The organism is Comamonas sp. MYb396, from assembly GCF_037479555.1.
GTDB lineage: Bacteria > Pseudomonadota > Gammaproteobacteria > Burkholderiales > Burkholderiaceae_C > Comamonas.
Map to the genome: position 1 here is coordinate 162,683 of NZ_JBBGYU010000011.1, position 26,799 is coordinate 189,481.

Below are 26,799 nucleotides of genomic sequence, written 5' to 3' on the forward strand. Positions count from 1 at the left end.
CCGAGGCAGTCGGGATAGCGCCGAGCCTGTAAACTTGGCCGCCTCATGATGGATGGAGTCTCACATTGACTGTCGGTGTAGGCAGCGCTGCCTCTGCGCGCGCGTTGGTGGGTAGCGTGCGTGCGCACTGGCCGCTGGTGGTCAAGATGACGCGCCGGGAAGTGAGTGAGCGCTTCAAGGGATCGCTCGGCGGGTGGCTGTGGGCGGTGCTGATACCGCTGTGCATGCTGGTCATCTACACCTTTGTGTTCTCGGTGGTGTTCAAGGCACGCTGGGGCGAGGGGCCCGAGTCCAAGACCCAGTTTGCGATGGTGCTGTTTGCCGGCCTGATCGTCTACGGCCTGTTCTCCGATGTGCTCAACCGCGCCCCGCACCTGGTGCTGGCCAATGTGAACTACGTCAAGCGCGTGGTGTTTCCGCTGGAGATTTTGGTGGTGGTGGCCGTGTGCTCGGCGCTGTTCCAGGCGCTGGCCAGTCTGGTGGTGCTGCTCGTGGCGCTGTTGGTGCTGAACGGCAAGATCCCGCTGACGGCCGTGCTGCTGCCGCTGGTCTGGGCGCCTTTGGTCTTGCTCAGTGTCGGCGTGGGCTGGTTTTTTGCGTCGCTGGGCGTGTTTGCCCGCGATCTCAAGCAGATCACCGGGGTAATGACGACGATGCTGATGTTTATCTCGCCGATTTTCTTTCCCGTGCATGCGCTGCCTGCGAGCTTTCAGACCGCGATGTGGCTCAATCCGCTGACTTTTTTCATTGAACAGACGCGCGCCGTGCTTATCTGGGGCCGTATGCCGGACTGGAGCGGCTGGGCCATCAGCATGCTGGCCTGCAGCCTGGTCGCCTGGCTGGGCTTTGCCTGGTTCCAGAAGACGCGCAAGGGATTTGCCGATGTCCTCTGAATCTCTGGCACTGGAAGTGCAGGGCCTGGGCAAGTGCTTCCATATCTATGACGCGCCCGGTGACCGCCTGAAGCAGTTTATGATGCCGCGCCTCTCGCGCCTCATGGGGCGCGAGCCCAAGCCCTACCACCGCGAATTCTGGGCGCTGCGCGGGCTGGACCTGCAGGTAGCCAGGGGGGAGACCATTGGCATCATTGGCCGCAATGGCTCGGGCAAGTCCACGTTCTTGCAGATGGTCTGCGGCACTCTGGCGCCCAGCTGCGGCGCGGTCACCACCCATGGGCGCATCGCGGCCCTGCTAGAGCTGGGTGCAGGCTTCAACCCCGAGTTCTCGGGCCGGGACAATGTGGCGATGAATGCGGCACTGCTCGGGCTGAGCGATGCGCAGATCGCCGAGCGCTTTGACTCGATTGCCGCCTTTGCCGATATTGGCGAGTTCATTGACCAGCCGGTCAAGACCTATTCGAGCGGCATGTATGTGCGGCTGGCCTTTGCGGTGATTGCCCATGTGGACGCCGATATCCTGGTGGTCGACGAGGCGCTGGCCGTGGGCGATGCGGTGTTCACCCAGAAGTGCATGCGCTTTTTGCGCAGCTTCATGGAGCGCGGCACCTTGCTCTTTGTCAGCCACGATACCGCTGCCATCAAGAGCCTGTGCGACCGCGTGGTCTGGATCGACAAGGGCCAGGTCATGCAGATTGGCCCGACCAAGGAGGTCTGCGACCGCTACATGCAGGCCTGCTATGAGGCCGAGCAGGGCAGTGGGCCGGCCGCTGCGGCGCCGGCGGCGCCGGTGTTCGATGCCGGCCTGCCCTGGCATGACCAGCGGCGCGATTTTTTCCGCGCCGAGCCGCTGCGCAACGATATCGAGGTGTTTCGCTTCAACCCCGAGGCGCCTTCGTTTGGCCTGGGCGGGGCGCGCATCACCGGCGCCTGGCTGATGGACACGCAGCAGCGCCCCTTGCACTGGGTGGTCGGGGGCGAGCCGGTGGTCTTGCGCATCCAGGCCCAGTGCCATCAGCCTCTGCAGTCGCCCATCGTCGGCTTTGTGGTCAAGGACCGCACCGGCCAGGCCGTTTTTGGTGACAACAGCTATTTGAGCTACCTGGGCCAGCCCGTGGCCTGCGCCGGCGGCCAGGTTCTGCAGGCCGAGTTCAGTTTTGACATGCCCCGCATGCCGGTGGGTAATTACTCGATCGACGTCGCACTCGCTGATGGCTCGCAGCACGACCATGTGCAGCAGCACTGGATCCAGGATGCGCTGCACTTCAAGTCCGAGTCCACGAACATGGCCACCGGACTGCTGGGCATTCCGATGCGGTCCATCGTGCTGCAGGCCGGCCAGGCGCAACAGGAAACCTCTTCCCCATGAACCGTATGACAGACCTCCCGGGGCAAGCGCGCGCCAGCGATGGCTGGTTGCTGCCCGCCGCGTTGATGGAGCCCTACCATCTGACCCATCCTGCCCCCTGGGCCGGGCATATTCCGTTTGCCGCCTGGCTGATGGCGGTGGCGCAGCCGCGCAGCCTGGTCGAGCTGGGCGCTTATTCGGGCATTTCCTACCTGGCTTTTTGCCAGGCGATTGCGGAGCAGGGCTTGCTGACGCGCACCTATGCGGTCGACACCTGGGAGGGCGATGCCCATGCCGGCGCCTACGGCGAGGGCATTTTGGCCAGCCTGCGCCAGGCCCATGACCCGCACTACACCCAGTTCTCGACCCTGATGCGCATGCGCTTTGACGAGGCCTTGCCGAGTATTGCCGACGGCAGCGTGGATGTGCTGCATATCGATGGCCTGCACACCTACGAGGCGGTGCGCCATGATTTCGAGACCTGGCTGCCCAAGCTGAGCGAGCGCGGTGTGGTGCTGTTCCATGACAGCAATGTGCACCGCGATGACTTTGGCGTGTACCAGCTCTGGGCGGAGCTGGAGGGGCGCTACCCCAGCCTGCATTTTCCGCACAGCAATGGCCTGGGCGTGCTGCTAGTGGGCGCGCAGCAGCCTGCATTGCTGCGCCGCCTCTGTGATCGCAGTGATGCGGCCTTTCAACGTGAGGTCTGCCGGGTGTTTGCTACATTAGGCGCGCGCCTGGAGGCCAAGGCCGAGATGATGGCGCTGCAGCATGCGCTGGGTGACAAGCAGCAGCAGGTACAGTCCTTGGAAGCGGCCGGCCAGCAGCGCCACAGCTGGATCGAGAAGCTCGATGCAGATATCCGCAGCCTGGAGCTGGAGCGCCAGCAGCTGCGGGGCCATCTGGAGGGCTCCCAGGCCCAGGCTCAGCAAGCCCAGAATGCGCTGGAGCAGGCCCAGGCACAGAGCCAATGGCTGACGGCACGCCAGCAGCAGCAAGACATCAAGCTTCTGGCGCTACAGCAGGATGTGGCCCAAAAGCAGTGGCAGATCGAGCAGCAGGCCCAGCAGATGCAGGCGCTGGCGCGCAAGCTCTCGCCGATGTGGCAGATCACTGATTTGCTGCGCAAAGGCAAGCGCGTGGTCTTCCGGCTCAAGCAAAAGCTGGCGCCCTATGAGCCCGCAGGCCTGCGCCGGCTGCGCCATGCGCTGCGCCGCAAGATGCGCCAGGCCCGGGGCGCGCCTATGCCGGCGGTGGCCCTGCTGCCGGGCAGCAACCGGCGTTACGGCATTTTGGCCACGGCGCACACGCAGTTTGTCGCCCATGGGCTGGCCCAGGTGCTGCGCAAGGCCGGCTTTGAAGTGAGCCTGCTGCAGGATGTGCCCGCCGAGGGCTTTGGCCTGGACATGTACATCGTGGTCTGCCCGCAGATGTTCAAGCAGCTGCCGCCCGGTGAGAAGCGCATCGTCTTTCAGATGGAGCAAAGCGTCAGCCCGCGCTGGTTCACCGATGACTACCTGGCGATTTTGGAAAACTCGCTGTCCGCCTGGGACTATGCACCAGCCAACCTGGCCTTTTTGGAGACCAAGGGCATCCGCTATCCGCACACCTTCCTGGTGCCCATTGGCGGCGTGGCCGCGTATTCGCAGCTGCTGCAGGACTGCGGCGAGCCTGCATTGCCGCCCGCCGAGCCGAGCTGCGATGTGCTGTTCTACGGCGATGTGAATGCGCCGCGCCGCCAGGAGATGCTGCAGGCCTTGCAGCGCCAGTTCAAGGTGCGCATCGAGGGTAACCTGTTTGGTGATGCCTTGCGCCAGGCCGTGCGCCAGGCGCGGGTGGTTGTCAATATCCACTACTACGAAGGCGCCTTGCTGGAAACCACCCGGGTGTACGAATGCCTGAGCCTGGGCACGCCTGTGGTGACCGAGAGCAGTGCCGATATCCACCAGCATGCGGCCTTGCTGGACAACCCCGCGCTGCGGGTGACGCCGGTGGGCGACGCCCAGGCGATGGTGCAGGCCGTGCAGGAGATGCTGCAGCAGCAAGCGCAGGCGCCTGCACAGCTGCAGCAAGGGTTGGCGGATGAGGTGGCCCGCAGCGGTCAGCAGTTTGAATTCATGGTGCTGCGCGCGCTTTATGCGCTGGGCCGCATCGATGCGGCGCAGTGGGAGGCGCTGACGGTGCAGCAGCCGCTGCCTGGCAGTTGCATGGTGCTGAGCATGCCCGAGACCGTGCGCCGCCGCGCCCATTTCATCGAGCAGACCTTGCCGGGCCTGCAGTCCGAGGTGGCGGTGTTCGATGGCGTGCGCTTCAGCCCCGGCTGGCTGGGCTGCGCGATGAGCTACCAGTACCTGGCGCGCAAGGCCTTGCAGACCGGCGCGACGCAGCTGGAGATCATGGAAGACGATGTCGAGATGCCGCCCGACTATGCCCAGCGCCGCGCCCGCGTCGATGGCTGGCTGGCCGCCCATGACGGCCAGTGGGATATCTTTGCCGGCCTGATCGCCAAGATCCACCCGGGCACCCAGGTGCTGGAGGTGCAGGAGCAGGACGGCGAGACCTTTGTGGTGCTGGACCGCATGACCAGCATGGTGCACAACATCTACGCCCGGCCGGCGCTCGAAGCGCTGTCCGAGTGGAACTCTTCCATTCGCGACCCGCACACCAACACCATTGACAGCTACCTGCAGGGCCGTGCCCAGATGCGGGTGGTCACCACCTTGCCGTTCTTGGTGGCCCACACCACCGACATGGACTCCTCGCTCTGGGGCATCAACAACCACGAGTACCTGGCGGTTATCTACAAGGCCGAGCAGGACCTGCGCCAGCTGGTCGAGCGCTTCAAGCAGACGCAGGCCCGTTAACCAGCACACCTGGACAAAAAAAATCCCGCAGCGGCCAGGGCCGTCTGCGGGATTTTTTATCCAAGCTGCTGGGCTGGATTACAGCGCAGGAATGCGCAGCTTCTGGCCGGGGTAGATCTTGTTGGGGTCGCTCAGCATGGGCTTGTTGGCGTCGAAAATCACCATGTACTTGTTGGCATCGCCATACATCTTCTTGGAGATGGCCGACAGCGTGTCACCCGAGACCACATCGTAGTACTTGGCTTCTGGCTCGGGGTTGGTCACGGTCATCTGGTTGTCCACATCGCTGACGCTCGAGACATTGCCGCAGCACAGCGTGACTTTTTCCTTTGCCGACTGGGTGGGAGCCACACCGGTTACCGTGACTTTGCCGGCATCAAAGGCCACCTTCACATCGGACACGCCCAGGTTCTGGGTGCCAATGTATTTTTCGATGGCAGCGCCCGCTGTCGCGTTCAGGTCTTGTGCTGCGGTTGCGGCAGCTGCTTCCTTGCCGCCGAACAATTTCTCACCGGCTTCCTTGATAAAGCTGAACAGTCCCATGGTGACTCCTAGAGGGTTGGTTACAGGAACTGTCCAATATATAGCTATTTGTGAACGCCATGAAGTCAGACGGGGTCGCTTGAAAAAAATTCACAGTGGCGCCAGGAAGACGCGCGGCCCCCGGGATGTTGCACGTGCAACAAGGCGGGCGGCCAAAAAGGCCGATAATGCCGCCCATGCATTTTCTGGCCATCGACGTAGGGAACACGCGCCTCAAGTGGGCGATGTATGACGCAGCACAACCGGGCGCCGCCGTGCTGGCCCATGGCGTGGAGTTTTTGGACAATATCGAACGCCTGGCCGAGGGCAGCTGGGCCGAGCTGCCCGAGCCGCAGTACATGCTCGGCTGCGTGGTGGCCGGCGACGTGGTGCGCCGCCGCGTGCAGACGCAGATGGACATCTGGGACCTGGCGCCCAACTGGGTGGTGTCGTCCAATGCGGAGGCGGGCCTGACCAATGGCTATGACCACCCCAGCCGCCTGGGCACGGACCGCTGGGTGGCGATGGTGGGCGCCTGGCACCATGTGCTGGCCCAGGGGCGCCAGCGCCCGGTGGTGGTGGTCATGGTGGGCACGGCGGTGACCGTCGAGGCCATCGATGCCGATGGCAAGTTTCTGGGCGGGCTGATACTGCCGGGCCACGGCATCATGCTCAAGGCGCTGGAGTCGGGCACGGCCGGCCTGCATGTGCCGACCGGCGAGGTGCGGCCATTTCCCACCAACACCAGCGATGCACTGACCAGCGGCGGCACCTATGCAATCGCCGGTGCGGTCGAGCGCATGGTGCAGCATGTGATGGCCCACTGCGGCCAGGAGCCTGCCTGCGTGATGACCGGCGGCGCCGGCTGGAAGATGATGCCCAGCATGACGCGGCCCTTCGAGCTGGTCGAAAACCTGATTTTTGACGGCTTGCTGCATATCGCCCACAGCCGCTTTGGCGCCAAGGGCTGAGCCCCGCCCACATGCGGTTACAGCGATAGCCCCTGGATTGGCCGAGCCAGGGCAGTGCAGCCGAAGGGCAATGCGATAATGGACGGTTATTTGTTGAACTACCTGTACTGACCATGATTCTCGTCACCGGAGGCGCCGGCTTTATCGGCTCGAATTTTGTGTTGGACTGGCTGGCGGGTTCGGATGAACCGGTGGTCAATCTCGACAAGTTGACCTACGCGGGCAATCTGCACAACCTAGCGGGCCTGCAGGGCGACAGCCGCCACCATTTTGTGCACGGCGATATCGGCGACCGCGCGCTGCTCGACCGCCTGCTGGCCGAGCACCAGCCGCGCGCCATCGTGCACTTTGCCGCTGAAAGCCATGTGGACCGCTCGATCCACGGCCCCGAGGACTTTATCCAGACCAATGTGGTCGGTACCTTGCGCCTCTTGGAAGCTGCCCGCGCCTATTGGAGCGGCTTGGAAGGTGAGCGCAAGGACGGTTTCCGTTTTCTGCATGTATCGACCGATGAGGTCTACGGCAGCCTGGAAAAGGACGATCCGGCCTTTACCGAAACCCATAACTTCGAGCCCAACAGCCCCTACAGCGCAAGCAAGGCGGCCAGCGACCACCTGGTGCGTGCTTGGTTCCACACCTATGGCCTGCCGGTGCTGACCACCAACTGCTCGAACAACTACGGCCCCTACCACTTCCCCGAGAAGCTGATCCCGCTGATGATCGTCAACGCGCTGGCGGGCAAGAACCTGCCCGTGTATGGCGACGGCATGCAGATCCGCGACTGGCTCTACGTCAAGGACCACTGCAGCGCCATCCGCCGTGTGCTGGAGGCGGGCCGTCTGGGCGAGACCTACAACGTGGGCGGCTGGAACGAGATGCCCAATATCGAGATCGTCCAGCATGTCTGCAGCCTGCTTGACGCGCAGCGCCCGCGTGCCGATGGCCGCTCTTATGCCGAGCAGATCAGCTATGTGAAGGACCGCCCCGGCCATGACCGCCGCTATGCGATCGATGCGCGCAAGCTGGAGAAGGAGCTCGGCTGGAAGCCGGCAGAAACCTTTGACAGCGGTATCCGCAAGACCGTGCAGTGGTACCTGGAGCACCAGGATTGGGTGGCCCAGGTGCAGTCGGGTGACTACAAGGACTGGGTCAACAAGCAGTACGCCTGAGGGCGCTAGCGAGGCGGGCCTGGCATCTGCATGCCGGGGCTGCCTGACAGGACGATGCGATGAAAATACTGTTGTTGGGCAAGAACGGCCAGGTCGGCTGGGAGCTGCAGCGCAGCCTGCTGCCGCTGGGCGAAGTGGTTGCACTGGACCGCGCCAGCACCCCGCTGTGCGGCGACCTGCTGCGCCCCGAGGCGCTGGCCGAAACCGTGCGTGCGCTGGCGCCCGATGTGATTGTCAATGCCGCAGCCTACACCGCGGTGGACAAGGCCGAGAGCGAGCCCGAGGCCGCCCGCACGATCAATGCCGACGCCGTGGGCGTGCTGGCACGCGAGGCCCAGGCGCTGGGCGCCTGGCTGGTGCATTACAGCACCGACTATGTCTTCGATGGCGGTGGCGACCAGCCCTGGCAAGAGGACCAGGCCACCGGCCCGCTGTCGGTCTATGGCCAGACCAAGCTCGACGGTGAGCGGCAGATTGCGGCCAGCGGCGCCAAGCATTTGATTTTTCGCACCAGCTGGGTCTATGCCGCACGCGGCGGCAACTTTGCCAAGACCATGCTGCGCCTGGCGCAGGAGCGCGACAAGCTGGCCGTCATCGACGACCAGTGGGGGGCGCCCACCGGTGCCGACCTGATCGCCGATGTGACGGCCCATGCGCTGCGCACGGCGATGGGCTCGGCGCAGGAGCTGAGCGGTATCTACCACCTGGTGGCCGGTGGCGAGACCACCTGGAACCGCTATGCCCGCTTTGTGCTGGAGACGGCGCGCAAGATCAACCCGGCGCTGAATCTGACGGCGCAGGAGGTGCAGGCGGTCGACACTTCGGCCTTCCCGACGCCAGCGCGCCGCCCCCACAATTCCCGTTTGAACACCCACAAATTGCAGCAGTGCTTTGCGCTGGATTTGCCTGACTGGCAAACCGGCGTGCAGCGCATGCTGCAGGAGATTCTCTGAAAATGACAGTCCAAGCACGCAAAGGCATCATCTTGGCGGGCGGCTCCGGCACCCGCCTGCACCCGGCCACCCTGGCGGTCAGCAAGCAGCTGCTGCCGGTGTACGACAAGCCGATGATCTATTACCCGCTGACCACCTTGATGCTGGCGGGCATCAAGGAGATCCTGGTCATCAGCACGCCGCAGGACACGCCGCGCTTCGAGCAGCTGCTGGGCGATGGCAGCCAGTGGGGTATCCACCTGGAATACGCGGTGCAGCCCAGCCCCGATGGCCTGGCACAGGCCTTTTTGATTGGTGAGAGCTTTCTGGCCGGTGCGCCAAGCGCGCTGGTGCTGGGCGACAATATCTTCTATGGTCATGATTTCCACAAGCTGCTGGCCAGCGCGATGCAGCGCGACGCGGGCGCCAGTGTCTTTGCCTACCATGTGACCGACCCCGAGCGCTATGGCGTGGCCGACTTTGACAAGCAGGGCAAGGTGCTGTCGCTGGAAGAAAAGCCAGCCAAGCCCAAGAGCAACTATGCGGTGACCGGCCTGTATTTCTACGACAGCCAGGTGGTGGAGCTGGCCAAGGGCCTCCAGCCCTCGCCGCGCGGCGAGCTGGAGATCACCGATCTGAACCGCCTGTACCTGGAAAAAGGTCAGCTGAGCGTGGAGATCATGGGCCGGGGCTATGCCTGGCTCGATACCGGCACGCATGACAGCCTGCTGGATGCCGGCCAGTTCATCGCCACGCTGGAAAGCCGCCAGGGCCTGAAGATTGCCTGCCCGGAAGAGATCGCCTGGCGCAGCGGCTATATCGACGACGCGCAGCTGGCCGCGCTGGCCAAGCCCTTGGCCAAGAACGGTTACGGACAGTACCTGCAGCGCCTGCTGCAGGAGCCCAAGGAGTAAAGGCATGCAAGCCATCGACACGGCGCTGCCCGACGTCAAGATCATCGAGCCCAAGGTATTTGGCGACACGCGCGGCTTTTTCTTTGAGAGCTTCAACCAAAAAGCCTTTGATGCGGCGGTGGGCCAGCACTATGACTTTGTGCAGGACAACCACAGCAAGAGCAGCCGGGGTGTGCTGCGCGGTCTGCACTACCAGCTGGAGCAGGCCCAGGGCAAGCTGGTGCGGGTGGTGCAGGGCCGGGTGCTGGATGTGGCCGTTGACATCCGCAAAAGCTCGCCCAGCTTTGGCCAATGGGTGGCTGTGGAGCTGAGCGAGGACAACCAACGCCAGCTGTGGGTGCCACCGGGCTTTGCCCATGGCTTTGTCGTGTTCAGCGAGACGGCCGAGTTCCTCTACAAAACAACGGACTACTACGCGCCGGCCCACGAGCGCTGCATTATCTGGAATGATGCACAGTTGTCGATCGACTGGCAGTTGAACGGCCTGGAGCCGCAGCTGTCGGCCAAGGACCAGCAGGGCAAGGCCTTTGCCGAGGCCGATGTTTTTGCCTGAGTTTGCTTTTCCTCCCATTTGTCTCCCATGCCTGGCGCCTACACTGGGTGCCCTATAGGCTAAGGGGATGAATACCACGCCTGTCATAGGCTTTTGAGACCATAGACGCATGAGCACCAGCACCATTGACGATTTCAGCGATGCAGCCCTGGCCACAGAGCCCGGGCGCCGCCCCTTGCTGGGCGAGATGCTGGTGCAGGCGGGCAAGCTGTCGCCACGCGATCTGGAGCGTGCGCTGCAGGCCCAGCAGGAGATGGGCAGCCTCATCGGCCAGGTGCTGGTGCAGCTGGGCCTGGTCTCCGAGCTGGATCTGATGCATACGCTGGCGACCCAGCTGCAGATTCCTTTCACCTTGGGCACCGATTTCCCCGCCGAGGCGATCAGCGTGCCGGGCCTGATGCCCGAGTTCCAGCATTCGCAGCATGTCTTCCCCTTGCAACTGCAGGATGGCGTGCTGGATGTGGCGATGGCCTCGCCCCAGGACCCGTTTGTCATCAAGGCGCTGCAGATGTCGACCGGGCTGCAGATTCGCCCGCACCTGGCACTGCAGGCCGATATTGAAAAGGCGCTGCAGGAGCCCGAGCCCGAAGCCGAAGAAGACGACGGCGATGACATGTTTGGCGATGGCTCCGATGTGGGCGACTTTGTCGAGCATCTGAAGGACCTGGCGAGCGAGGCACCCGTGATTCGCCTGGTCAACAGCATCATCGGCAAGGTGACCGATCTGCGCGCCTCCGATATCCACCTGGAGCCTTTTGACGATGGGCTGCATGTGCGCTACCGGGTCGATGGTGTGATCCACCCCGGTGAGCTGGTGCCGCCGCGCCTGTCGGCGGCTGTGGGCTCGCGCGTCAAGCTGATGGCGCATCTGGACATTGCCGAGCGCCGCCTGCCGCAGGACGGCCGCATCAAGACCCGCGTCAAGGGCCGCGAGCTCGATCTGCGTGTCTCGACCGTGCCCACCGTGCATGGCGAGAGCATCGTGATGCGGGTGCTGGACCGCGCCAGCGTGCGGCTGCAGCTCGAAACCATGGGCTTCGCCAAGGACACGCTGTCCAAGTTCAACGACCTGCTGGGCCGCCCGCACGGCATTTTGCTGGTGACCGGGCCCACGGGCTCGGGCAAGACCACCACCTTGTATGCAGCGTTGTCCAAGATTGATGCACTCGAGAACAAGATCATCACCGTCGAAGACCCGGTCGAGTACCAGCTCGAAGGGATCAACCAGATCCAGGTGCATGCCCAGATCAACCTGACCTTTGCCAATGCGCTGCGCTCCATCCTGCGGCAAGACCCGGACATCATCATGATCGGTGAAATGCGTGATGGCGAAACCGCGCAGATCGCGGTGCAGTCGGCGCTGACGGGTCACTTGGTGCTGTCGACCTTGCACACCAACACCGCCGCCGGTGCCATCACCCGTATGCAGGACATGGGGGTGGAGAGCTACCTGATCACCTCCTCGGTCAATGGGGTGCTGGCCCAGCGCCTGGTGCGTACCTTGTGCGGCAATTGCAAAGAGGCCTACGAGCCGGGCGAAGAGGTGCGCAAGCGCTCCGGCCTGGCGCGCTTTAGCGAAGTAGGCCAGGTGATTTACCGCGCTGTGGGCTGCAATGCCTGCCGCCAGACCGGCTACAAGGGCCGTACCGGCATCCACGAGCTGTTTGTGCTCGACGAGCCGATGCGCAATGCGATCAATGCGGGCAAGGACTCGAACGAGCTGTTCAACCTGGCGGCCAAGTCCGGCATGCTGAGCCTGCACGAGGACGGCCTGCGCAAGGTGGCCGCCGGCATGACCACCTTGGACGAAGTCGCCCGCGTCACCCAGGACCAGATTGATGGCTGATTTTGCCTGGCATGCGATCAATGCCGCGGGCGAGCAGGTTCGCGGCACTTTCCAAGCGCCCAATGCGGCGGCGGTGCAAAAGCACCTGCGCGCGCAAAAGCTCACGCCGGTGCGCATTGTCGATGCGGTGGATGCTGCCGCACTGATGCCGGCAGGCGCCAAGGCCGCTGGGGCCAAGCCGGCCGCTGCCAGCGCCATTGGCAAGGCCAAGGCGCCCAAGTCGCAAAAGGGCCCGGCCAAGGCCGCCGATGTGCTGGCGATGACCTCGGAGCTGTCGATCATGCTCAAGGCCGGCCTGGCGCTGGATAACGCGCTGCGCGTGCTGATCGACATGGCCTTCAAGGACAGCATGCGCGAGCTGCTGACCGGCGTGCTCGAAGCGGTCAAGGGCGGGGTGCCGCTGTCCAAGGCGCTGATGGTGCACCAGGAGCTGTTTGGCGATTTCTACATCAACATGGTGCGCTCGGGCGAGGCCAGTGGCCAGATGTCGGCCGTGCTGCAGCGCCTGGTGGAGCATCTGGAGCGCCAGCGTGCGCTCAAGGAAAGCGTGGTCTCGGCCACCATCTACCCGATGATCCTCGTGGCCGTGGCGATCCTGTCGCTGATCGCGATGCTGGGCTTTGTGGTGCCGCAGTTCGAGAAACTGTTCACCGACATGGGCGATGCACTGCCCACGCCGACCAAGATCGTGATGACCATCGGCCAGGTGTTCCGCAAGAACGGTTGGGTGGTATTGCTGGGTGGCGCCGCCGTGGTCTATGTGATGCGCAGCTGGCTGCGTTCGCCCAAGGGCCGGTTGTGGTGGCAGGGCGTGTTGCTGCGCATGCCAATTCTGGGGCGCCTGGCGCTCAAGTACCAGCTGACCCTGTATTCGCGCTCGCTGGGCACCTTGCTGGGCAACGGCGTGCCCTTGCTCACCGCGCTGCATATCGCGACCGATACGGTCAGCAACCGCCTGATCCAGGCTGAGCTGGCGAAGATTCCGCCCATCGTCAAAGAGGGCGGCAAGATGGTGCAGGCGATGAACACCACGACGGTGTTCGAGCCGCTGGCCGTGAACCTGGTGCGCGTCGGTGAAGAGACCGGCCGCCTGGGCTCGATGATGCTGGAGCTGTCGAATATTTTGAACCGTGAGGTGGAAACCGGCATCAAACGCGCCCTGACCATGATCGAGCCGGTGCTGATCCTGGTGCTGGGCATCATGATTGCTTCCATCATTGTGTCTATCTTGATGGGCATTCTGTCCGTCAACGATCTGGCTGCTTAATTTTTAATACTGCAAGGAGAGCCCGCCATGAAGGCCTTTTTCACCCAAAAGACGCCACGCAAAAGCCGTGGTTTTACGCTGATCGAACTGCTGGTGGTGCTGGCCATCCTGACCTTGCTGGCGGGCCTGGTGGGCCCCAAGGTGCTGAGCCAATTGGGCGGCGCCAAATCCAAGACCGCCGGCGTGCAGATTGCCGACTTGCAAAAGGCGCTGGATATTTTCAAGCTCGATACCGGCCGCTACCCGACCACCGAAGAAGGTCTGGACGCGTTGGCCAAGCAGCCGGGCAATGTGCGCGGCTGGAACGGCCCTTATCTGTCGGGTGGCGTGCCCAATGACCCTTGGAACAACCCCTACCGTTACAGCTACAACGGTGGCCGGGTCGACATCCTGTCGCTGGGCGCTGATGGCCAGCCCGGGGGCGAAGGCGAAGCCGCCGATGTGCGCAACGCGCAGTAAACCGGCGCCTGCCATTTTTCCGGTCTGACCAGGAATCCCCGTGCCGACTGCCTTGCCATGGCTGCGCCGACACCCCCGTGCTACGCAGCGCCCAGCAGCCCATCAAGGCTTTACCTTGATCGAGCTGATGGTGGTGTTCGCCATCATGGCCCTGGTGGTGGCGATGGCGCCGGTCGCCTATGACCGGCTGAAGGACGGGGTGCAGTACCGAGATACCGTGCGCACGATGATCAGCCAGCTGCGCTCGGCCCGCTATACCGCCGTCTCGCAAGGCGAGCCGGTGCGCTTTACCGTGGACCTGCAGACCAGGCACTATGGCTATGCGGGCGCGGAAAAGGAGATTCCCGAGACCGTCGATCTGCGCACCACGGTCGCAGACCGCGAGTTTGTGCCCAACAGCTCGGCCTCGATCGTGTTCCTGGCCTCGGGGGGCTCCACCGGCGGCAGCGTGGAGATTCTGCGCAAAAACGGCGCTGGCACGCGCCTGCGGGTGGACTGGCTCTCAGGCCGCGTCACCCAGGAGCCCTTGTTCCAATGAGGGCGCTGTCGTCTCTGTCCCTGCGGCCGCGCCAGCAGCAAGGCATGACCTTGCTGGAGATTTTGGTGGCACTGTCCATCATGGCGATCTCGCTGGGCATGATCTACCGCGCCACGGGCAGCAATGCGCGCAGCGTCGGTGATCTCGATCGCTACCAATATGCGGTGCAACTGGCGCAGTCCATCATGGACTCGCGCGACTCGGTCTACGAAAGCGGCTGGAACGAATCGGGCCAGAGCAATGGCTACCAGTGGAGCGTGCAAAGCGCGCCGTTCAAGACCGGCGTGGACGAGAGCCCGAACATCCCCGTGTTGCATGAGGTGCACATCAGCGTGCACTGGGCCGAGGGCGAGCGCGCGCGCGAATTTGAGCTCACGACCTTGCGTGCGCAGCGCCGGCCACCCGACCCGGCAGAGAATGTGGTGCCGCCAGGATGAGCCGCGTTCACCCGCATTTTTTTGTGCGCAGCCTGCATGGCCAGCGCCGCCAGGCCGCCGGCTTTACGTTGGTGGAGATGCTGGTGGCCATGTCCTTGCTGTCGCTGATCGTGCTGGGCTTGGCCGGTGCCATGGGCACCATGGGCCGGACGGAGACCAGCATCGACAACCGGCTCGAACGCATGGACGAGTCGCGCGCCAGCACCGATTTTTTGCGCGCCGTACTGGGCCGCATCTCCGCCAAACGGGTGCAGGGGCTGCAGCAGCAAGGCATGCTCAGCGCCACGCCCTCGGCATTTTTCTTTGAAGGCGCAGGCCAGTCGATGACCTGGGTGGGGGTGATGCCGGCGCGTTACGGCGTCGGTGGCCGCTACCATTTCCGGCTGGCGATGGGCAGCTATGACGGCGCGCCTGCCGTCATGCTGAGCTACCTGCCCTGGATCGACCAGCAGACCCTGCCCGACTGGGGTGGGGCACAGACCTACCCGCTGCTGCAGCATGCAACGGGCCTGTCTTTCCAGTACCTGGACGGGGCCATTGACCCGCCGCAATGGGGCAGTGACTGGGGCGCGGTGGATCGGCTGCCGCAGGCGGTGCAGGTGGTGATGTCCACCGAGTCGATGGTGCTGGCACCGGTGGTGGTGCAGTTGCGCGTGATGCCCGCGGGGGATCCCCGAGGAGGCGGCGGCGGCGCGAGCTTGGGAGGCTCGAGCGGATGATGCGCTTACAGATTCAACGCCGCACGGCCACGGCATCCTCCCAGCAGGGGATGGCCCTGATCGCCGTGCTTTGGCTGGTTGCGGCACTGAGCCTGATGGTCACGGGCGTCAGCGGTGTGGTGCGCCAGGAAGCCAAGATGGTGGGGGTTGCCAAGGACAAGGTGACCGCGCAGGCGGTGGGCGATGCGGCTGTGGTCATGGTGTTGCAGCAGCTGTCGGCCGACCGCACGATCTTGCAGGAAACCACCGAAACCTCGGTCAACTACCAGGGCGCGCAGGTGGCGGTCAGTGTGATGCCGCTCAATGGCCTTATCAATATCAATGGCGCATCGCTGCCACTGTTGACGGCCCTGATGAGCGTTGGTGGCGGACTGCCCGAATCTGCAGCCCAGGAACTCGCCGTGGCGATCCTTGATCGCCGTGAACGCGCGTCGCTCGATGGCCGCCGCCCTGAGCGTTTTGAAGCGATAGAAGACCTGATGCAGGTGCCCGGAATCGATTACGACCTCTATGCTAGACTCGCGCCCTTGATCACCGCGTCAACCACCGGCTCGGGAGGCGCCACGGTCAATCCGCTGGCAGCTCCTCCGCAAGTTCTGCGGGTGCTGGCCAATGGCGACGAGGGTATTGCAGCCCGCATTGCTGCATCGCGGGGCCAGCCTGGCCTGGATACCTCTGGCCTGGACGCCAACCTGGCGCGACCCGGCGGGGCGCAACGCCGTTACCGAATAACCGCCCAGGTGCCGATGGCCGATGGACGTATTTTTCTCGTAGATCGCAGTGTGTACTTTGGGGCCAGAACGCGGGACGGTCTGCCCTGGTACACGTTTGAGGCGCGCCAGATGCTGCAGCCTGCATCCTGATCGAAGCAAAGAACCCTTATGGCAATTTCAACTGAATCGCGCTTTTTTGGGCTGGATCTGAACCAGCTCAAGGCCGATGTTTTCAAGACATGGCGCAGGGCGCCGCAGTGGCCGCCGCTGTCATGGTTGCGGCCCGAGCAGATGCTGCGCCTGGTGCCTGCCGAAGGCGCGCCCAGCGTGGTGTGGGAGAGCGGCCAGCCGGTGGCCAAGGCCGGGCGGGAGCCTGCGTTTTGGGCGGTGGAGCTGCCCGAGCACATGGTACTGCGCAAGACGGTGGCCCTGCCTGCCTTGGACCCCCAGGATTGCGCCAGCGCTGCCGAGCTGGAAGTGCAGGCGATCAGCCCCTTTGCCGCAGACGACCTGCTCTGGGGTTACACCGAACTGAGCCGCAGCAGCAAGGCGGTCAAATTGCTGGTGGTGCTGGCCTCCAGGACCCAGACCGAGCCCTATCTGCAGGCCCGGGTCGCGGAGCAATTGCACCTGCAAACGCTCAAAGGGCAGACCAAGGCCGAATCCTTGGAGCAGCCCGAGGTATGGGTGTTTGCTCCGGAGCGCAGCCCCGTGGTGTTCCAGGGCTTTGGCGAACACGCCCGTTATGCCTGGGGCCGCAAGCGGCTGTGGTGGAATGTGGGTGGCGCGGCGCTCGCCTTGCTGTTGTGCGCTGTGATTGCTGCCACCCCTACGGCGCAGCTGCGGCTGCGCGCGATTGAGGCAACCCATGCCTATGAAGGCATGGCCGCCAAGACCGCCGATGTGGTGGCCAAGCGCGATAGCCTGATCCAGAGTGCCGACAAGGTCGCGGGCCTGTCGGAGTTGCTGGGCGAACGCATTGATGGGGTCCAGGTGCTCAGCATGCTGACCCATGTGCTGCCCGATGATACGGCGCTGCAATCGGCGCGTATCCAGGGCAGCAAAGTAACGATTTCCGGTTTGACCGAGAATGCGTCGGCCCTGATGCAGAAGCTGAGCAACCAGGATGGCGTCAAGGATGTGCGCGCGCCCAGCGCCGCTACCCGCATGGGCGGCGGCACCAAAGAGAATTTCACTATCGAGTTGGGGCTAGATGCCAAGGTATTTGGTCCCAAGACTGTGGTAGAGGCAGAAGCTGCGAAACCACAGCCTGCAGAGCCAGCCGCTGCTGCACCCCTTGGGGCCGATGCCCCGACCGCTCCGGTAGGAGTTGCGCCTGCCGCGCCACCTACTGCCGTCGCACCGGCAGCGGGCGCCACCACTGGCACAGCCCCCCGCCCAGCCTCCAAAGCCACATTGGGTGGCAGTACCAAGCCGAGAGCCAGCCTGGGTGGCTCTGTAACCCCTCCCCCTGACGCTGGAGGGAAACAACCATGATAGTGACCCGCCCCAACCGCAAAGAACTGCTGATCCTAGTTGCCACCGCTTTGCTGGTGCTGCTGCCCTTGATTGGTCTTGGCAGTTATATCGCCAGCAAACACCTTTGGGCGCAGGCGCGTCTGTCGGAGTTTGAGCCCCGTTATGCGCGACTGCGCGGCCTGGATCTGCAGCGCGAGGAGATTGACCAGTCGCTCGAGCGTGCCTTGCAGATCCGTGCTGAGTATATTTACCCCGCCAGCCAGGATGTGGCGCAGACCGGCAATGCCGTGCAGCAGAAGGTGCGCAGCCTGTTGACCACGGCAGGGTTGACGGTGGTCAGCAGCCAGGTGTTGCCGGCCAAGGAAGAAAAGGGTTTTGACCGCATTCCGCTGTCGGTACGCGCTGAAGGTGACTTGCTGGCCGTAGATAGCGCGCTCGCCGTGCTGAATGAGCAGCTGCCAGTGATGCTGCTGGCCGATGTCGAAGTCAGAAACCAGGGCACTTTGCAAGTGATGAATGAGAAGATGGCGCCTCGCCTGAGCCTCCAGATGACCTTGAGCGTGTTGAGGGAGCGTCCATGAAACGCTATACAAGTGTCATTTTGATAGCTGCCAATGTGGTGTTGGTCCTGCTTTTGGTCTGGATGTGGCTCAGCCCCAGCGGTGGCTTGAAAAATTCCCATTGGACCATGCCCCGAGGGCAGAAATCCAACCTGGACGATATCGTCCCTCGCCTGGGCAAGGCACAGGCGATGGACCATAGCCAGTTTCTGGCGATGCTTGATCGTCCCTTGTTCTCTCCTACCCGGCGCCCGCCACCTCCACCACCGGTGGCGGCTGCGGAGGCGCCACCGCCTCCGCCGGACTACCTGGCCGATGCGGTGCTCAGCGGCGTTTATCTCAGTGCGGACGGCAAGACCGGCGGCATCATCATCAATTTCCAGGGCAAGGACAAATCCCTGCCGCTGCAGGGCTTGCTTGATGGCTGGACCTTGAGCTCGGTCGCAGATAACCGGGTGTATTTCACCCGTGCAGGCGTGACCAAGGAAATTGCCTTGCAAAAGGGCAAGCTGCAGCAGGGTTATGGCGGGGCGACAGAGACCCATGCGTCTGCCAGAGCTCTCCCTGTCCAGATCGCTCAGCCCCCTGCCGGCACCGATACTCCTCCACCTCGTCGCCGTGCAAGTCTGGGTGGCTCTACCGCTGCCCAGCGCCCTTGAGCGCGGCAATCCCTATATATATAGATAGATCCTAGGGTTAGAACCATGAAGTCTCCCGTATTTTTCAAGACTGCACTGGTGGTCGCACTGGGCCAGATGGGCATGCTGCTGCCGCTCCATGCGCAAACGGCCGTGCAAGCCAATGGCTCCGCCCCGGTCATCCAAGCGCCAAATATCCTGATCACCCCTAAGTTGGGTGGCGACGAGGAAGAGGAATCGACTGAGCCACGCGTGCTGCGTGGCACAGACAAACTGCTCAATATCGACAAATCAGCTCCCGTTGCCGCCGGCGCACCCGTCAGCTTCCGCTTTGAGGAAGCACCAGTGGCCGAGGTGGTTCGCACCGTGCTGGGCGATATCCTCAAGATCGACTATGTGATGCACCCGCCGCTGCAGGGCACGGTGACCTTGACGACCCCGAAGCCGATCGACCCGGACAAGGCAGTCTTCCTGCTGGAGGCGGCGCTGCAGGCCAACGGCCTGGCGATGGTGCGCGATGCCCGCGGCACCTACCAGGTGGGCAAGCCCGAGGCGTTGCGCAGCCTGGTGGGCAATGTGCGCATGGCTGGGGCTCCTGGCAGCATGGCTCCTGGCTATGGTGTGATCGTGGTGCCGCTGCAGTACATTGGCGCCACCGAGATGTCCAATATCCTCAAGCCCATCATCCCGGCAGAGGCCCTCATCAAGGTGGATACCGTGCGCAATGTGCTGATCATGCAAGGCACACGCACCCAGTCCGAAGGCTGGATGGAGATGGTCAAGACCTTTGATGTGGACCTGCTCAAGGGCATGTCGGTGGGCATCTATCCGCTCAAGCACGCCTCGATCGAAGAAGTCAGTGCGGCGCTGCAAATGGTCAATGGCGGTGGTGGCCAGGCAACGCAGGGCCAAGGCGCTGCCGGGTCTGCAGGCATAACGGGTGGCGCTGCGAGCGCTGCCGCTGCGCGCCGGCCTGGCCAGGCGACTGGCGCTGCTGCCAGTGGGGGAGGCAATAACCAGCTGAGCGGCAATGCGGCCGCTGCGGCCGCGCTGCTGACCTCGCTGGGCGATTCCAACCCGCTGTTTGGTGCGCTGCGCGTGCTGCCCATCCCGCGCCTCAACGCGCTGATGGTGATTACGCCGCGTGCCTCCTATCTGGATGAAGCCGAACGCTGGATTCGCCGTCTCGATGTGCCAGGTTACGGTGGCAGCGAGCCCGAGCTCTATGTCTACCGCGTGCAAAACGGCAATGCCAAGTACCTGGCCCAAGTGCTCAACGGCATCTTTGGCGGCCAGCAGGGCGCTGGCGGCAACATGACCTCGGGTGTTGCGCCTGGTCTCAATGGCGTCAACAACAATAACAACAACCGTACAGGCGGTTTCAACAGCTTTGGCAGCACCTCCGGCTTTTCCTCTGGCTTCGGCAACAACAATTCCAACCGTTTTGGCACCAGTGGAAATTCCCAGCAGCAAGGCGGCACACCGACCATTACTGCCACAGCCATTGGCGATATCCGAGTCGTAGCCGATGAGTTCAACAACACCATTCTGGTCTGGGCCACCGGCTCGCAGTTCCGCAAGATCGAGTCTTCGCTGAAACGCCTGGATGTGGCGCCTATCCAGGTGCTGATCGAGGCCAGCATCATTGAGGTGACGCTCAATGACAATCTGGAATACGGCGTAGAGTGGCTGTTCCGCAACAGTGGGATTGGAGTGAATGGTCGCGATTATTCGGGTACTGGTAGCCTGGGCACTTTGGGGGCTACGAGTTCTAGCGCCGCTGCTGTCACGAAGGGGAGCTTTACCTACTCCCTGTTCAATAGCGGTGGTGATATCGCCGCCCGCTTGAGTGCGGTAGCGGGCCAGGGGCAGGTGAAGATGCTGTCCAGCCCATCTGTGATGGTGATGGACAACCACCCTGCATCCATTACGGTCGGTGAGCAGATCCCAATCAGGGTTGGAAGTAGCTATGTACCGTCCAACAACTATGTATCCGATAACTACCAGCTGAAGGACACAGGTGTGATTCTGAATGTCACGCCTTCGGTCAATTCTGGCAATATGGTCAGTTTGCAGATCGACCAGTCCGTCATCGACAGCGCCGGCCTTGACACCGCATCGCAACAGACCAAGTTCTCCAACCGCCAGCTGGTCAGCAAGCTGGCCGTGCGTTCTGGTGAGTCGATCGTCATGGGCGGCTTGATCAGAGACAGGAATGAAGATACCAACTCAGGTATTCCTTTGCTGAAAGACATTCCGATCATCGGCAAAGCCTTCAGCAGCACCACCAGACAAACAGGACGAACGGAACTTTTGCTGGTGATGACACCTCGTGTCGTACGAACCGATGTAGATGTCCGTGAGGTCAGCGAAGAGCTGCGTGACCGCCTGCGTGGCTTGAATGACGATGATCTGTTGATTCGCTCGAATGCATCTACGCGCCCTGCGTCGCATGTCGCCCCTGTGCAGCCTGTGCAGGCACAGTAATAAGCTATGTTGTAAAGATATTGAAAAATGACTTCAAATTTGATGATTCAATCCGCGAAAGCTTTGTTTGCAATCGGCGCTGCCGCCTCGTTGGTGGCTTGTGCCAGCTTTCAGCCAGACCCGCCGGAACAAGCCGTTGCCAAGCGTGCCCAAGGCTATTGGGATGCACGCCTCAAGGGTGATGCGGAGAAAGCCCGCAGCTATATGAATGATGCCTTCCGTCAAGCGGTCGATGACAAGCGCTTTGCCAAGAACTACATGGCTACCTTTGCGGTGGGTGCCGAGGTGAAGAAGGCGACTTGCGAGCCCGAAAAGTGCGAGGTTGGCGTGAATTTGAAGGTCAATCCTCCGATTCCTGGCCGAAAAATGGGTACCATTGACATGTATTCGACGCAAACTTGGTTGCTCGAAGACGGTCGGTGGAATCTCTACCAGGCACCTTGATGCTGACAGGCATGCGTGCAAGCTTATCTGTATGCGGTTGGCTGTTGTAAATACTCAACAGGCTGCTAAAAAAAACAGGCTGCTTGCTTTGCATACCCCGTGAGCGCTATGCTATTATTTCTTAGCGTAAACAATCGTGGTAGTTGCGCTGACTAACTTTTTTTAACTGGAGTGTGTTTATGAAGAAAAATGTTCTGGCACTGAGCATTGCTGCCATGATTGGTGGTTTTGCAGGCGCCGCGTCTGCCCAATCCGTGTTCCCTAACAGCACGATGACCCCCCCAACCGCTACTGCTCTGGAACAGAGCGAAGGCGGTGCAGGTCACATCCTGGTGGTGCCTTACTTCACCTCGCAAAACGACAACATGTCCGTGTTCCACGTGGTGAACACCGACACCGTCAACGGCAAGGCTCTGAAGGTTCGTTTCCGTGGCGCCGCCAACTCTGACGATATCTTGGACTTTACCGTGTTCCTGTCGCCTGGTGACGTGTGGACCGGTTCGGTGCAAGGCAACGAACAAGGTTCGTACTTCCTGACCAACGACAAGAGCTGCACGTTGCCCGATATCCGTGGCCAACAAGTTCAGTTCGTGACCGACCGCCTGCCATCTGGTGCTGACGCTGCCCAGACCAAGGAAGGTTACATCGAAATCCTGAACATGGCTGACATCTCCGGTACCTCCACCGCGATGTACAAGGCTACCAAGCACGTTAACGGCGTGGCACCTTGCACCAGCGACGTTCTGGACGCAACCCTGAGCATCAACCCTCTGGATGTTGCCAGCGTGACCGCTGCCAAGACCTCCGGTTTTGACACCCCATCGGGCAAGCTGACTGCTGACTGGTACATCCTGAACGTGAACCAAACCACCACGTTCTCCGGTGCTGCTACCGCTATCGCCGCTACCGGCGGCAATGGCCGTGGTAACTTCGTGCTGTTCCCACAGGACGAAACCAACTCTGCCGCTAACGCTACCAACGCAGCTCAGCTGACTGCTGATCCACTGCTGAAGGCCGGTATCGTCAAGCCTGTGAACTTCGACTTCCCAGATCTGTCGACGCCTTACCTGGCTGCTACGGCTAACCCAGAAGCACAAGCTTCGCGTCTGACGCAAGCTGTGGCCAACACTGGTGTGTCGAACCAGTACGCTCTGGACGCGGTTATCTCCGCTAAGACTGACTGGGTGCTGTCCATGCCTACCCGTCGTTACAGCGTGGGCGCTGACTACACGAAGAAGCCTGCAGACGCTGGCTACCGCGTGTTCAACGATGGCGTGGTGGACCTGTCTGGTGCAGCTTACTTCACCGAAACCAACACCTACGTGAACACCGCTAACGGTCTGATCTGCGCGAACACCAGCGGCTACACCTTCTGGGATCGTGAAGAAACCTCCAAGCGCAACGGCGCTGTGATCTCGCCTAGCCTGCTGAAGGGTCTGGACTTCTGCGGCGAAGTGAACGTGCTGTCGTTCAACGACGCAGCTGGCAAGTCGGTGCTGGGTGCAACCGTTGCTCGTACCAACGTTCAAGTTGGTTACGAAAACGGTTGGGGCGCTATCAACTACACCAAGGCTCTGCCAGTGGTTGGTTCCTCCTTCATCAAGCTGTCCAACAGCGGCGGTCTGGCTAACGGCTTCAGCGGTACCTACGGTATCACCTGGCCTCACCGTTTCGCTAAGTAATCTCTCTTAGGCCCTTCGGGGCTTACGAGCTAGATTTCTAGTGAGTCCAAAAGGACAGAGAGCAATCTCTGTCCTTTTTTTGTTTTTTGTAAGGTGTTGGATGCCCGTGCTTTCCGCTGGGGTTCCATGAATTCTTGTTTGCTCAGCTTTTGCTATGCTGCATCTTTTGAGTTGAGGAATGCTAGATGCGTAGTTGGTTGACTTCCCTGGGATTGGTGGCTGTATTGGGTGCCAGCAGTGCGGCTGTAATGGCACAAACGGCAGATCCCGTGCTGATTGAAGGCCACGGTGTAGCAGTGCGGGAGAGCGACATCTTGAGCGATGCCAAGCGACTCCCTCCTGAGATGCGTGCATCCTTTCTGGCTCGCAAGGACAGTGTTGCCCAGATGGCTGATGCGATCTACATTCGTCGCGTTCTAGCACTGCGTGCGACCGAGGCCCAAATGGGCAAGCAGTCCGAGACTGCAGCTGCGCTGAAAATCGCCAACGACAAGATTCTGTCGGACGCCTATCTGGTGACGTTCGACAAGGCGCACACGCCCGATCAAAAGTTACTGGACGCACAGGTCCGTGCAGCCTACCAGGCCAACAAAGACAAGTACCAAGCGCCTGAACAGGCGCATGTGGCTCACATTCTGATTGCCAACCAGGACGATGCAAAGGCCAAGGCGCAGATCGAGAAGCTGCGCCAAGAGGCAGCATCTGGTGCTGATTTTGCCAAATTGGCCAAGGAGAACTCTTCGGATACCAGCTCTGCGCTCAAAGGCGGCGATCTGGGCTTGGTCCCCCGCGGTCAGACGGCTCCTGAGTTTGAAGCAGCTGCATTTGCGCTGAGCAAACCGGGCGATCTGAGTCCAGTCATCAAGACGCAGTTTGGCTACCACATCATCAAGCTGATTGAAAAGAAGCCTGCCCGAACCATGGCGTTGGAGGAGGTGAAGCCTCAACTGGAGAAGCAATTCATCCAGCAGGCGATCCAGCAGGCACGCACAGCTGAAGTAGAAAAGATCAATGAGCAGACAAAAACCGACTCTGCCAATCTGGAAGCCTTGTCCGCCAAGTTTGCGGTACAAAAATAAGATCTTGTCCCAAGACGGACAACAAAAGAGGAGGCCCTGCCTCCTCGACTTGTTTATGCCATGCTGATAGGCTTGGCACGCTCATTGATAAGCCCCTGTCTATGCTGGACTCCCTGATAAAAAATACCCGCGAGTTGGTCGCCAGTCGCGCCCTGGTCGGCGTGATGACGCGCCGAGAAGTGGCAGCGCGCCATGCCGGTACCGCGCTGGGCGTCATCTGGCCCTACCTGCAGCCGCTGCTGTCCGTGGCGGCCTACTACCTGGTGTTCGACATCGTGTTTGCGATGCGGCTGGGAGAGGGTGCATCCAGCCATGCAGTGGGCACCTTTCTGATTGTCGGCGCGCTACCCTGGATGGCCTTTTGCGATGCGGTCTCGCGCGGGATGGGCAGCCTGCTGGAGGCGGGCTCCATCTTGCAGAAGAACCCGCTGCCGCCGGTGCTGTTTCCGGTGCGATCGGTGCTGGCCAGCTCCTGGATCTTTGGCCCCTTGATGCTGCTGCTGGCGCTGTGCTATATCCCCGTTCACCATATGCAATGGGGGGTACTGGCCTTGCTGCCGCTGATGGCCATGCAACTGCTGATGACCTTGCTGCTGTCCTATGCGCTGGCGATTTTTGCAGCAGCCCTGCGTGATACCGTGCAGCTGGTGGGCTTTGCGTTGTCGGTGGGCATTTACCTGACACCGATTCTGTTTCCGATCACGATGTTTCCGCAGGGCTGGCGCTGGTTGCTATGGCTCAACCCGATGGCGTCCTATGTGATGGGCTACCAGTCGGCACTGCTGCAAGGCCAGTGGCCTGAGCTGCAGGTCTGGGTGGTGAGCGCTGTGTGGATTGCAGTGCTTGCCGTGGTGGTGAATGTGCTGGTGCGGCGCAGCCGCGACCAGCTGGTGGACTGGCTATGACGGGCATGCAGATGGCGAAGATGCAAGAGACCGCCGCCGTGCTGGTGGTGAAGAACCTGGGCAAGGAATACAAGCTCTATGATTCGCCGCGCCAGCGGGTGAAGGCGCTGCTGAGTGGCCGTGCCATGCACCGCAGCCACTGGGCGCTGCGCGATGTCAGTTTCAGCCTGGGACGCGGCCAGTGCATTGGCGTGGTGGGCGACAACGGGGCCGGCAAAAGCTCGCTGCTCAAGCTCTTGGCCGGCACCATGCAACCGTCCGCAGGCTCGATTGAGCGCTCGGGCCGCATTACCGCCATTCTGGAGCTGGGCGCTGGTTTTCACCCCGATTTCAGCGGCCGCGACAACCTGTATTTTGCCGGCAGCCTGATTGGCATCAGCCATGAGGAAATGCGCAAGCTCGAACCCGAGATCATTGCGTTCTCCGAGCTGCAGGACGCCATCGACCGGCCCGTCAAAACCTATTCTTCGGGTATGAATGTGCGCCTGGCCTTTGCGCTGGTCACTGCCGTGCAGCCCGATGTGCTGATCGTCGATGAGGCGCTGGCCGTGGGTGATCAGAGCTTTCAGAAAAAGTGCATCGAGCGCATTCTGGACTTTCGCCAAAAGGGCTGCACCATCCTCTTTTGCTCGCACAGCCCCTATCATATCCGCCATCTCTGCGATGCCGCTCTGTGGCTGGAGCAGGGGCAGGTGCAGATGTTTGGCGAGACCGAGGCGGTGCTGGCGGCATACGATGTGCGCACCCGCCAAAAGCGGGATGAAAAGGACCAGCTGCAGTGGGGCGATGATGCGGCAGGCCTAACGCCCGGTGCATTGGCCGATGTGGCCGCAGCGGCTATCGCCACCGAGCCTGCCGATCCGCTGGACACCCCATATGCCGTGCAGCCACCGGACCTGCCCCCGTCTGAAGACGCTGGCAACGCCTGCATTCTGTCGGTCGATATTGCCAACCTGGGCCCAGGCGACCCACCGGTGCTGCAAGGCCAGAATCTGGTCGTCACCATCAAGGCACGCGGCAATGGTGCAGAGCGGCCCAATATCGGCTTCATGATCGAGCAGAACAAGGGTGTGGGCATTGCCTGCCTGGCCACGCACGAGGAAGGCGCTGTGCCCGTGCAATTGGCCGACGGCAGCTGGCAATCGGTGCTGACTTTCCCCGATCTGCCACTGCACAGCGGTGACTATGTGGTCAGCGCCTTTTTGTTCGATGGCTCGGGCCTGGCCGTTTACGACCAATGGTTCCAGTACAGCGTCTTCCGTTTTATCTACCCCAAGCCACTGCCTGGGCTGGTACGATTGCCCCACCACTGGGGCTGAGGCTGCGCGCAAGAGTGCGTGCGGCTTGCACCCCAGCCAACGAGCGCGCCAGCATCTG

The 26,799-nt window shown here is 62.1% G+C and carries 25 protein-coding genes; 24 read left to right on the forward strand and 1 reads right to left on the reverse strand.

Annotation, left to right across the window (positions count from 1 at the left end; genetic code table 11):
* The first annotated feature begins 65 nt into the window (after window positions 1-65).
* The 3 genes from WH265_RS22035 to WH265_RS22045 are packed head-to-tail and all read left to right on the forward strand — an operon-like array spanning window position 66 to window position 5,108.
* Window positions 66-893 carry an ABC transporter permease gene (locus WH265_RS22035; protein ID WP_027011402.1) on the forward strand — a complete coding sequence of 276 codons (828 nt, stop codon included), beginning with the start codon at window positions 66-68 and terminating at the stop codon, window positions 891-893.
* The gene (locus WH265_RS22040; protein WP_339559658.1) at window positions 883-2,265 is read left to right on the forward strand and encodes an ABC transporter ATP-binding protein; all 1,383 of its coding nucleotides are present in this window, start codon (window positions 883-885) and stop codon (window positions 2,263-2,265) included. Before WH265_RS22035 ends, WH265_RS22040 begins: the two co-directional genes overlap by 11 nt.
* Window positions 2,262-5,108 (forward strand): class I SAM-dependent methyltransferase, encoded by a 2,847-nt coding sequence (locus WH265_RS22045; RefSeq protein ID WP_339559659.1) that lies wholly within the window; start codon window positions 2,262-2,264, stop codon window positions 5,106-5,108. Before WH265_RS22040 ends, WH265_RS22045 begins: the two co-directional genes overlap by 4 nt.
* A 78-nt stretch (window positions 5,109-5,186) precedes the next feature.
* Here WH265_RS22045 and lysM read toward each other — a convergent pair whose 3' ends face one another.
* Window positions 5,187-5,651, reverse strand: coding sequence for a peptidoglycan-binding protein LysM (lysM, locus tag WH265_RS22050; RefSeq protein WP_021028981.1), 465 nt, complete (start codon window positions 5,649-5,651; stop codon window positions 5,187-5,189).
* 176 nt (window positions 5,652-5,827) lie between these two features.
* On the opposite strand from lysM, the gene WH265_RS22055 reads away from it, so the two are divergent.
* From WH265_RS22055 to WH265_RS22155, 21 genes are all read left to right on the forward strand, one after another.
* Window positions 5,828-6,601, forward strand: a complete 774-nt coding sequence (locus tag WH265_RS22055) for a type III pantothenate kinase (RefSeq protein WP_027011401.1) — start codon at window positions 5,828-5,830, stop codon at window positions 6,599-6,601.
* A gap of 113 nt (window positions 6,602-6,714) precedes the next feature.
* Window positions 6,715-7,770: a dTDP-glucose 4,6-dehydratase gene (gene rfbB / locus WH265_RS22060; RefSeq protein ID WP_339559660.1), complete on the forward strand. Its 1,056-nt coding sequence runs from the start codon at window positions 6,715-6,717 to the stop codon at window positions 7,768-7,770.
* 59 nt (window positions 7,771-7,829) lie between these two features.
* Complete coding sequence (rfbD, locus tag WH265_RS22065; protein ID WP_339559661.1) at window positions 7,830-8,723, forward strand: dTDP-4-dehydrorhamnose reductase; 894 nt, start codon at window positions 7,830-7,832, stop codon at window positions 8,721-8,723.
* A 2-nt stretch (window positions 8,724-8,725) separates the two neighbouring features.
* A complete protein-coding gene (rfbA, locus tag WH265_RS22070) occupies window positions 8,726-9,616 on the forward strand; it encodes a glucose-1-phosphate thymidylyltransferase RfbA (RefSeq protein WP_339559662.1) in 891 nt (296 codons plus the stop codon).
* Between the two features lie 4 nt (window positions 9,617-9,620).
* Window positions 9,621-10,169, forward strand: a complete 549-nt coding sequence (gene rfbC, locus WH265_RS22075) for a dTDP-4-dehydrorhamnose 3,5-epimerase (RefSeq protein WP_021028976.1) — start codon at window positions 9,621-9,623, stop codon at window positions 10,167-10,169.
* Between the two features lie 109 nt (window positions 10,170-10,278).
* Window positions 10,279-12,015 (forward strand): type II secretion system ATPase GspE, encoded by a 1,737-nt coding sequence (gene gspE / locus WH265_RS22080; RefSeq protein WP_021028975.1) that lies wholly within the window; start codon window positions 10,279-10,281, stop codon window positions 12,013-12,015.
* A complete protein-coding gene (locus WH265_RS22085) occupies window positions 12,008-13,282 on the forward strand; it encodes a type II secretion system F family protein (protein ID WP_021028974.1) in 1,275 nt (424 codons plus the stop codon). Before gspE ends, WH265_RS22085 begins: the two co-directional genes overlap by 8 nt.
* A 27-nt stretch (window positions 13,283-13,309) precedes the next feature.
* A complete protein-coding gene (gene gspG, locus WH265_RS22090; protein WP_021028973.1) occupies window positions 13,310-13,741 on the forward strand; it encodes a type II secretion system major pseudopilin GspG in 432 nt (143 codons plus the stop codon).
* Between the two features lie 40 nt (window positions 13,742-13,781).
* The gene (locus tag WH265_RS22095; RefSeq protein ID WP_312986317.1) at window positions 13,782-14,279 is read left to right on the forward strand and encodes a GspH/FimT family pseudopilin; all 498 of its coding nucleotides are present in this window, start codon (window positions 13,782-13,784) and stop codon (window positions 14,277-14,279) included.
* Window positions 14,276-14,716: a type IV pilus modification PilV family protein gene (locus WH265_RS22100; RefSeq protein WP_339559663.1), complete on the forward strand. Its 441-nt coding sequence runs from the start codon at window positions 14,276-14,278 to the stop codon at window positions 14,714-14,716. The genes WH265_RS22095 and WH265_RS22100 overlap by 4 nt, the downstream gene beginning before the upstream one ends.
* Window positions 14,713-15,435 (forward strand): prepilin-type N-terminal cleavage/methylation domain-containing protein, encoded by a 723-nt coding sequence (locus tag WH265_RS22105; protein WP_021028970.1) that lies wholly within the window; start codon window positions 14,713-14,715, stop codon window positions 15,433-15,435. Before WH265_RS22100 ends, WH265_RS22105 begins: the two co-directional genes overlap by 4 nt.
* On the forward strand, window positions 15,435-16,298 hold the full coding sequence (locus tag WH265_RS22110; RefSeq protein ID WP_339559664.1) for a type II secretion system minor pseudopilin: 864 nt from the start codon (window positions 15,435-15,437) through the stop codon (window positions 16,296-16,298). Before WH265_RS22105 ends, WH265_RS22110 begins: the two co-directional genes overlap by 1 nt.
* An 18-nt stretch (window positions 16,299-16,316) precedes the next feature.
* On the forward strand, window positions 16,317-17,645 hold the full coding sequence (locus WH265_RS22115; protein ID WP_339559665.1) for a PilN domain-containing protein: 1,329 nt from the start codon (window positions 16,317-16,319) through the stop codon (window positions 17,643-17,645).
* A complete protein-coding gene (gspM, locus tag WH265_RS22120; protein ID WP_312986321.1) occupies window positions 17,642-18,208 on the forward strand; it encodes a type II secretion system protein GspM in 567 nt (188 codons plus the stop codon). The genes WH265_RS22115 and gspM overlap by 4 nt, the downstream gene beginning before the upstream one ends.
* Window positions 18,205-18,846 carry a hypothetical protein gene (locus tag WH265_RS22125; protein ID WP_339559666.1) on the forward strand — a complete coding sequence of 214 codons (642 nt, stop codon included), beginning with the start codon at window positions 18,205-18,207 and terminating at the stop codon, window positions 18,844-18,846. The genes gspM and WH265_RS22125 overlap by 4 nt, the downstream gene beginning before the upstream one ends.
* 45 nt (window positions 18,847-18,891) lie before the next feature.
* Entirely contained in the window at window positions 18,892-21,312 is a 2,421-nt protein-coding gene (gene gspD, locus WH265_RS22130; protein WP_339559667.1) for a type II secretion system secretin GspD, read from the forward strand.
* Window positions 21,313-21,339: 27 nt separating this feature from the next.
* Window positions 21,340-21,756, forward strand: a complete 417-nt coding sequence (locus WH265_RS22135) for a hypothetical protein (RefSeq protein ID WP_339559668.1) — start codon at window positions 21,340-21,342, stop codon at window positions 21,754-21,756.
* A 179-nt stretch (window positions 21,757-21,935) separates the two neighbouring features.
* On the forward strand, window positions 21,936-23,438 hold the full coding sequence (locus WH265_RS22140) for a cell surface protein (protein WP_339559669.1): 1,503 nt from the start codon (window positions 21,936-21,938) through the stop codon (window positions 23,436-23,438).
* A 185-nt stretch (window positions 23,439-23,623) separates the two neighbouring features.
* On the forward strand, window positions 23,624-24,517 hold the full coding sequence (locus tag WH265_RS22145; protein WP_339559670.1) for a peptidylprolyl isomerase: 894 nt from the start codon (window positions 23,624-23,626) through the stop codon (window positions 24,515-24,517).
* Between the two features lie 101 nt (window positions 24,518-24,618).
* Window positions 24,619-25,422: an ABC transporter permease gene (locus tag WH265_RS22150; RefSeq protein WP_339559671.1), complete on the forward strand. Its 804-nt coding sequence runs from the start codon at window positions 24,619-24,621 to the stop codon at window positions 25,420-25,422.
* Window positions 25,419-26,741, forward strand: coding sequence for an ABC transporter ATP-binding protein (locus WH265_RS22155; RefSeq protein WP_339559672.1), 1,323 nt, complete (start codon window positions 25,419-25,421; stop codon window positions 26,739-26,741). Before WH265_RS22150 ends, WH265_RS22155 begins: the two co-directional genes overlap by 4 nt.
* Window positions 26,742-26,799: the final 58 nt, after the last annotated feature.

Coding starts and splice junctions, on each gene's coding strand:
- WH265_RS22040 (WP_339559658.1), top strand. CDS start 883: ATGTCCTCTGAATCTCTGGCACTGGAAGTGCAGGGCCTGGGCAAGTGC.
- WH265_RS22045 (WP_339559659.1), top strand. CDS start 2,262: ATGAACCGTATGACAGACCTCCCGGGGCAAGCGCGCGCCAGCGATGGC.
- lysM (WP_021028981.1), bottom strand. CDS start 5,651: ATGGGACTGTTCAGCTTTATCAAGGAAGCCGGTGAGAAATTGTTCGGC.
- WH265_RS22055 (WP_027011401.1), top strand. CDS start 5,828: ATGCATTTTCTGGCCATCGACGTAGGGAACACGCGCCTCAAGTGGGCG.
- rfbB (WP_339559660.1), top strand. CDS start 6,715: ATGATTCTCGTCACCGGAGGCGCCGGCTTTATCGGCTCGAATTTTGTG.
- rfbD (WP_339559661.1), top strand. CDS start 7,830: ATGAAAATACTGTTGTTGGGCAAGAACGGCCAGGTCGGCTGGGAGCTG.
- rfbA (WP_339559662.1), top strand. CDS start 8,726: ATGACAGTCCAAGCACGCAAAGGCATCATCTTGGCGGGCGGCTCCGGC.
- rfbC (WP_021028976.1), top strand. CDS start 9,621: ATGCAAGCCATCGACACGGCGCTGCCCGACGTCAAGATCATCGAGCCC.
- gspE (WP_021028975.1), top strand. CDS start 10,279: ATGAGCACCAGCACCATTGACGATTTCAGCGATGCAGCCCTGGCCACA.
- WH265_RS22085 (WP_021028974.1), top strand. CDS start 12,008: ATGGCTGATTTTGCCTGGCATGCGATCAATGCCGCGGGCGAGCAGGTT.
- gspG (WP_021028973.1), top strand. CDS start 13,310: ATGAAGGCCTTTTTCACCCAAAAGACGCCACGCAAAAGCCGTGGTTTT.
- WH265_RS22100 (WP_339559663.1), top strand. CDS start 14,276: ATGAGGGCGCTGTCGTCTCTGTCCCTGCGGCCGCGCCAGCAGCAAGGC.
- WH265_RS22105 (WP_021028970.1), top strand. CDS start 14,713: ATGAGCCGCGTTCACCCGCATTTTTTTGTGCGCAGCCTGCATGGCCAG.
- WH265_RS22110 (WP_339559664.1), top strand. CDS start 15,435: ATGCGCTTACAGATTCAACGCCGCACGGCCACGGCATCCTCCCAGCAG.
- WH265_RS22115 (WP_339559665.1), top strand. CDS start 16,317: ATGGCAATTTCAACTGAATCGCGCTTTTTTGGGCTGGATCTGAACCAG.
- gspM (WP_312986321.1), top strand. CDS start 17,642: ATGATAGTGACCCGCCCCAACCGCAAAGAACTGCTGATCCTAGTTGCC.
- WH265_RS22125 (WP_339559666.1), top strand. CDS start 18,205: ATGAAACGCTATACAAGTGTCATTTTGATAGCTGCCAATGTGGTGTTG.
- gspD (WP_339559667.1), top strand. CDS start 18,892: ATGAAGTCTCCCGTATTTTTCAAGACTGCACTGGTGGTCGCACTGGGC.
- WH265_RS22135 (WP_339559668.1), top strand. CDS start 21,340: ATGACTTCAAATTTGATGATTCAATCCGCGAAAGCTTTGTTTGCAATC.
- WH265_RS22140 (WP_339559669.1), top strand. CDS start 21,936: ATGAAGAAAAATGTTCTGGCACTGAGCATTGCTGCCATGATTGGTGGT.
- WH265_RS22145 (WP_339559670.1), top strand. CDS start 23,624: ATGCGTAGTTGGTTGACTTCCCTGGGATTGGTGGCTGTATTGGGTGCC.
- WH265_RS22150 (WP_339559671.1), top strand. CDS start 24,619: ATGCTGGACTCCCTGATAAAAAATACCCGCGAGTTGGTCGCCAGTCGC.
- WH265_RS22155 (WP_339559672.1), top strand. CDS start 25,419: ATGACGGGCATGCAGATGGCGAAGATGCAAGAGACCGCCGCCGTGCTG.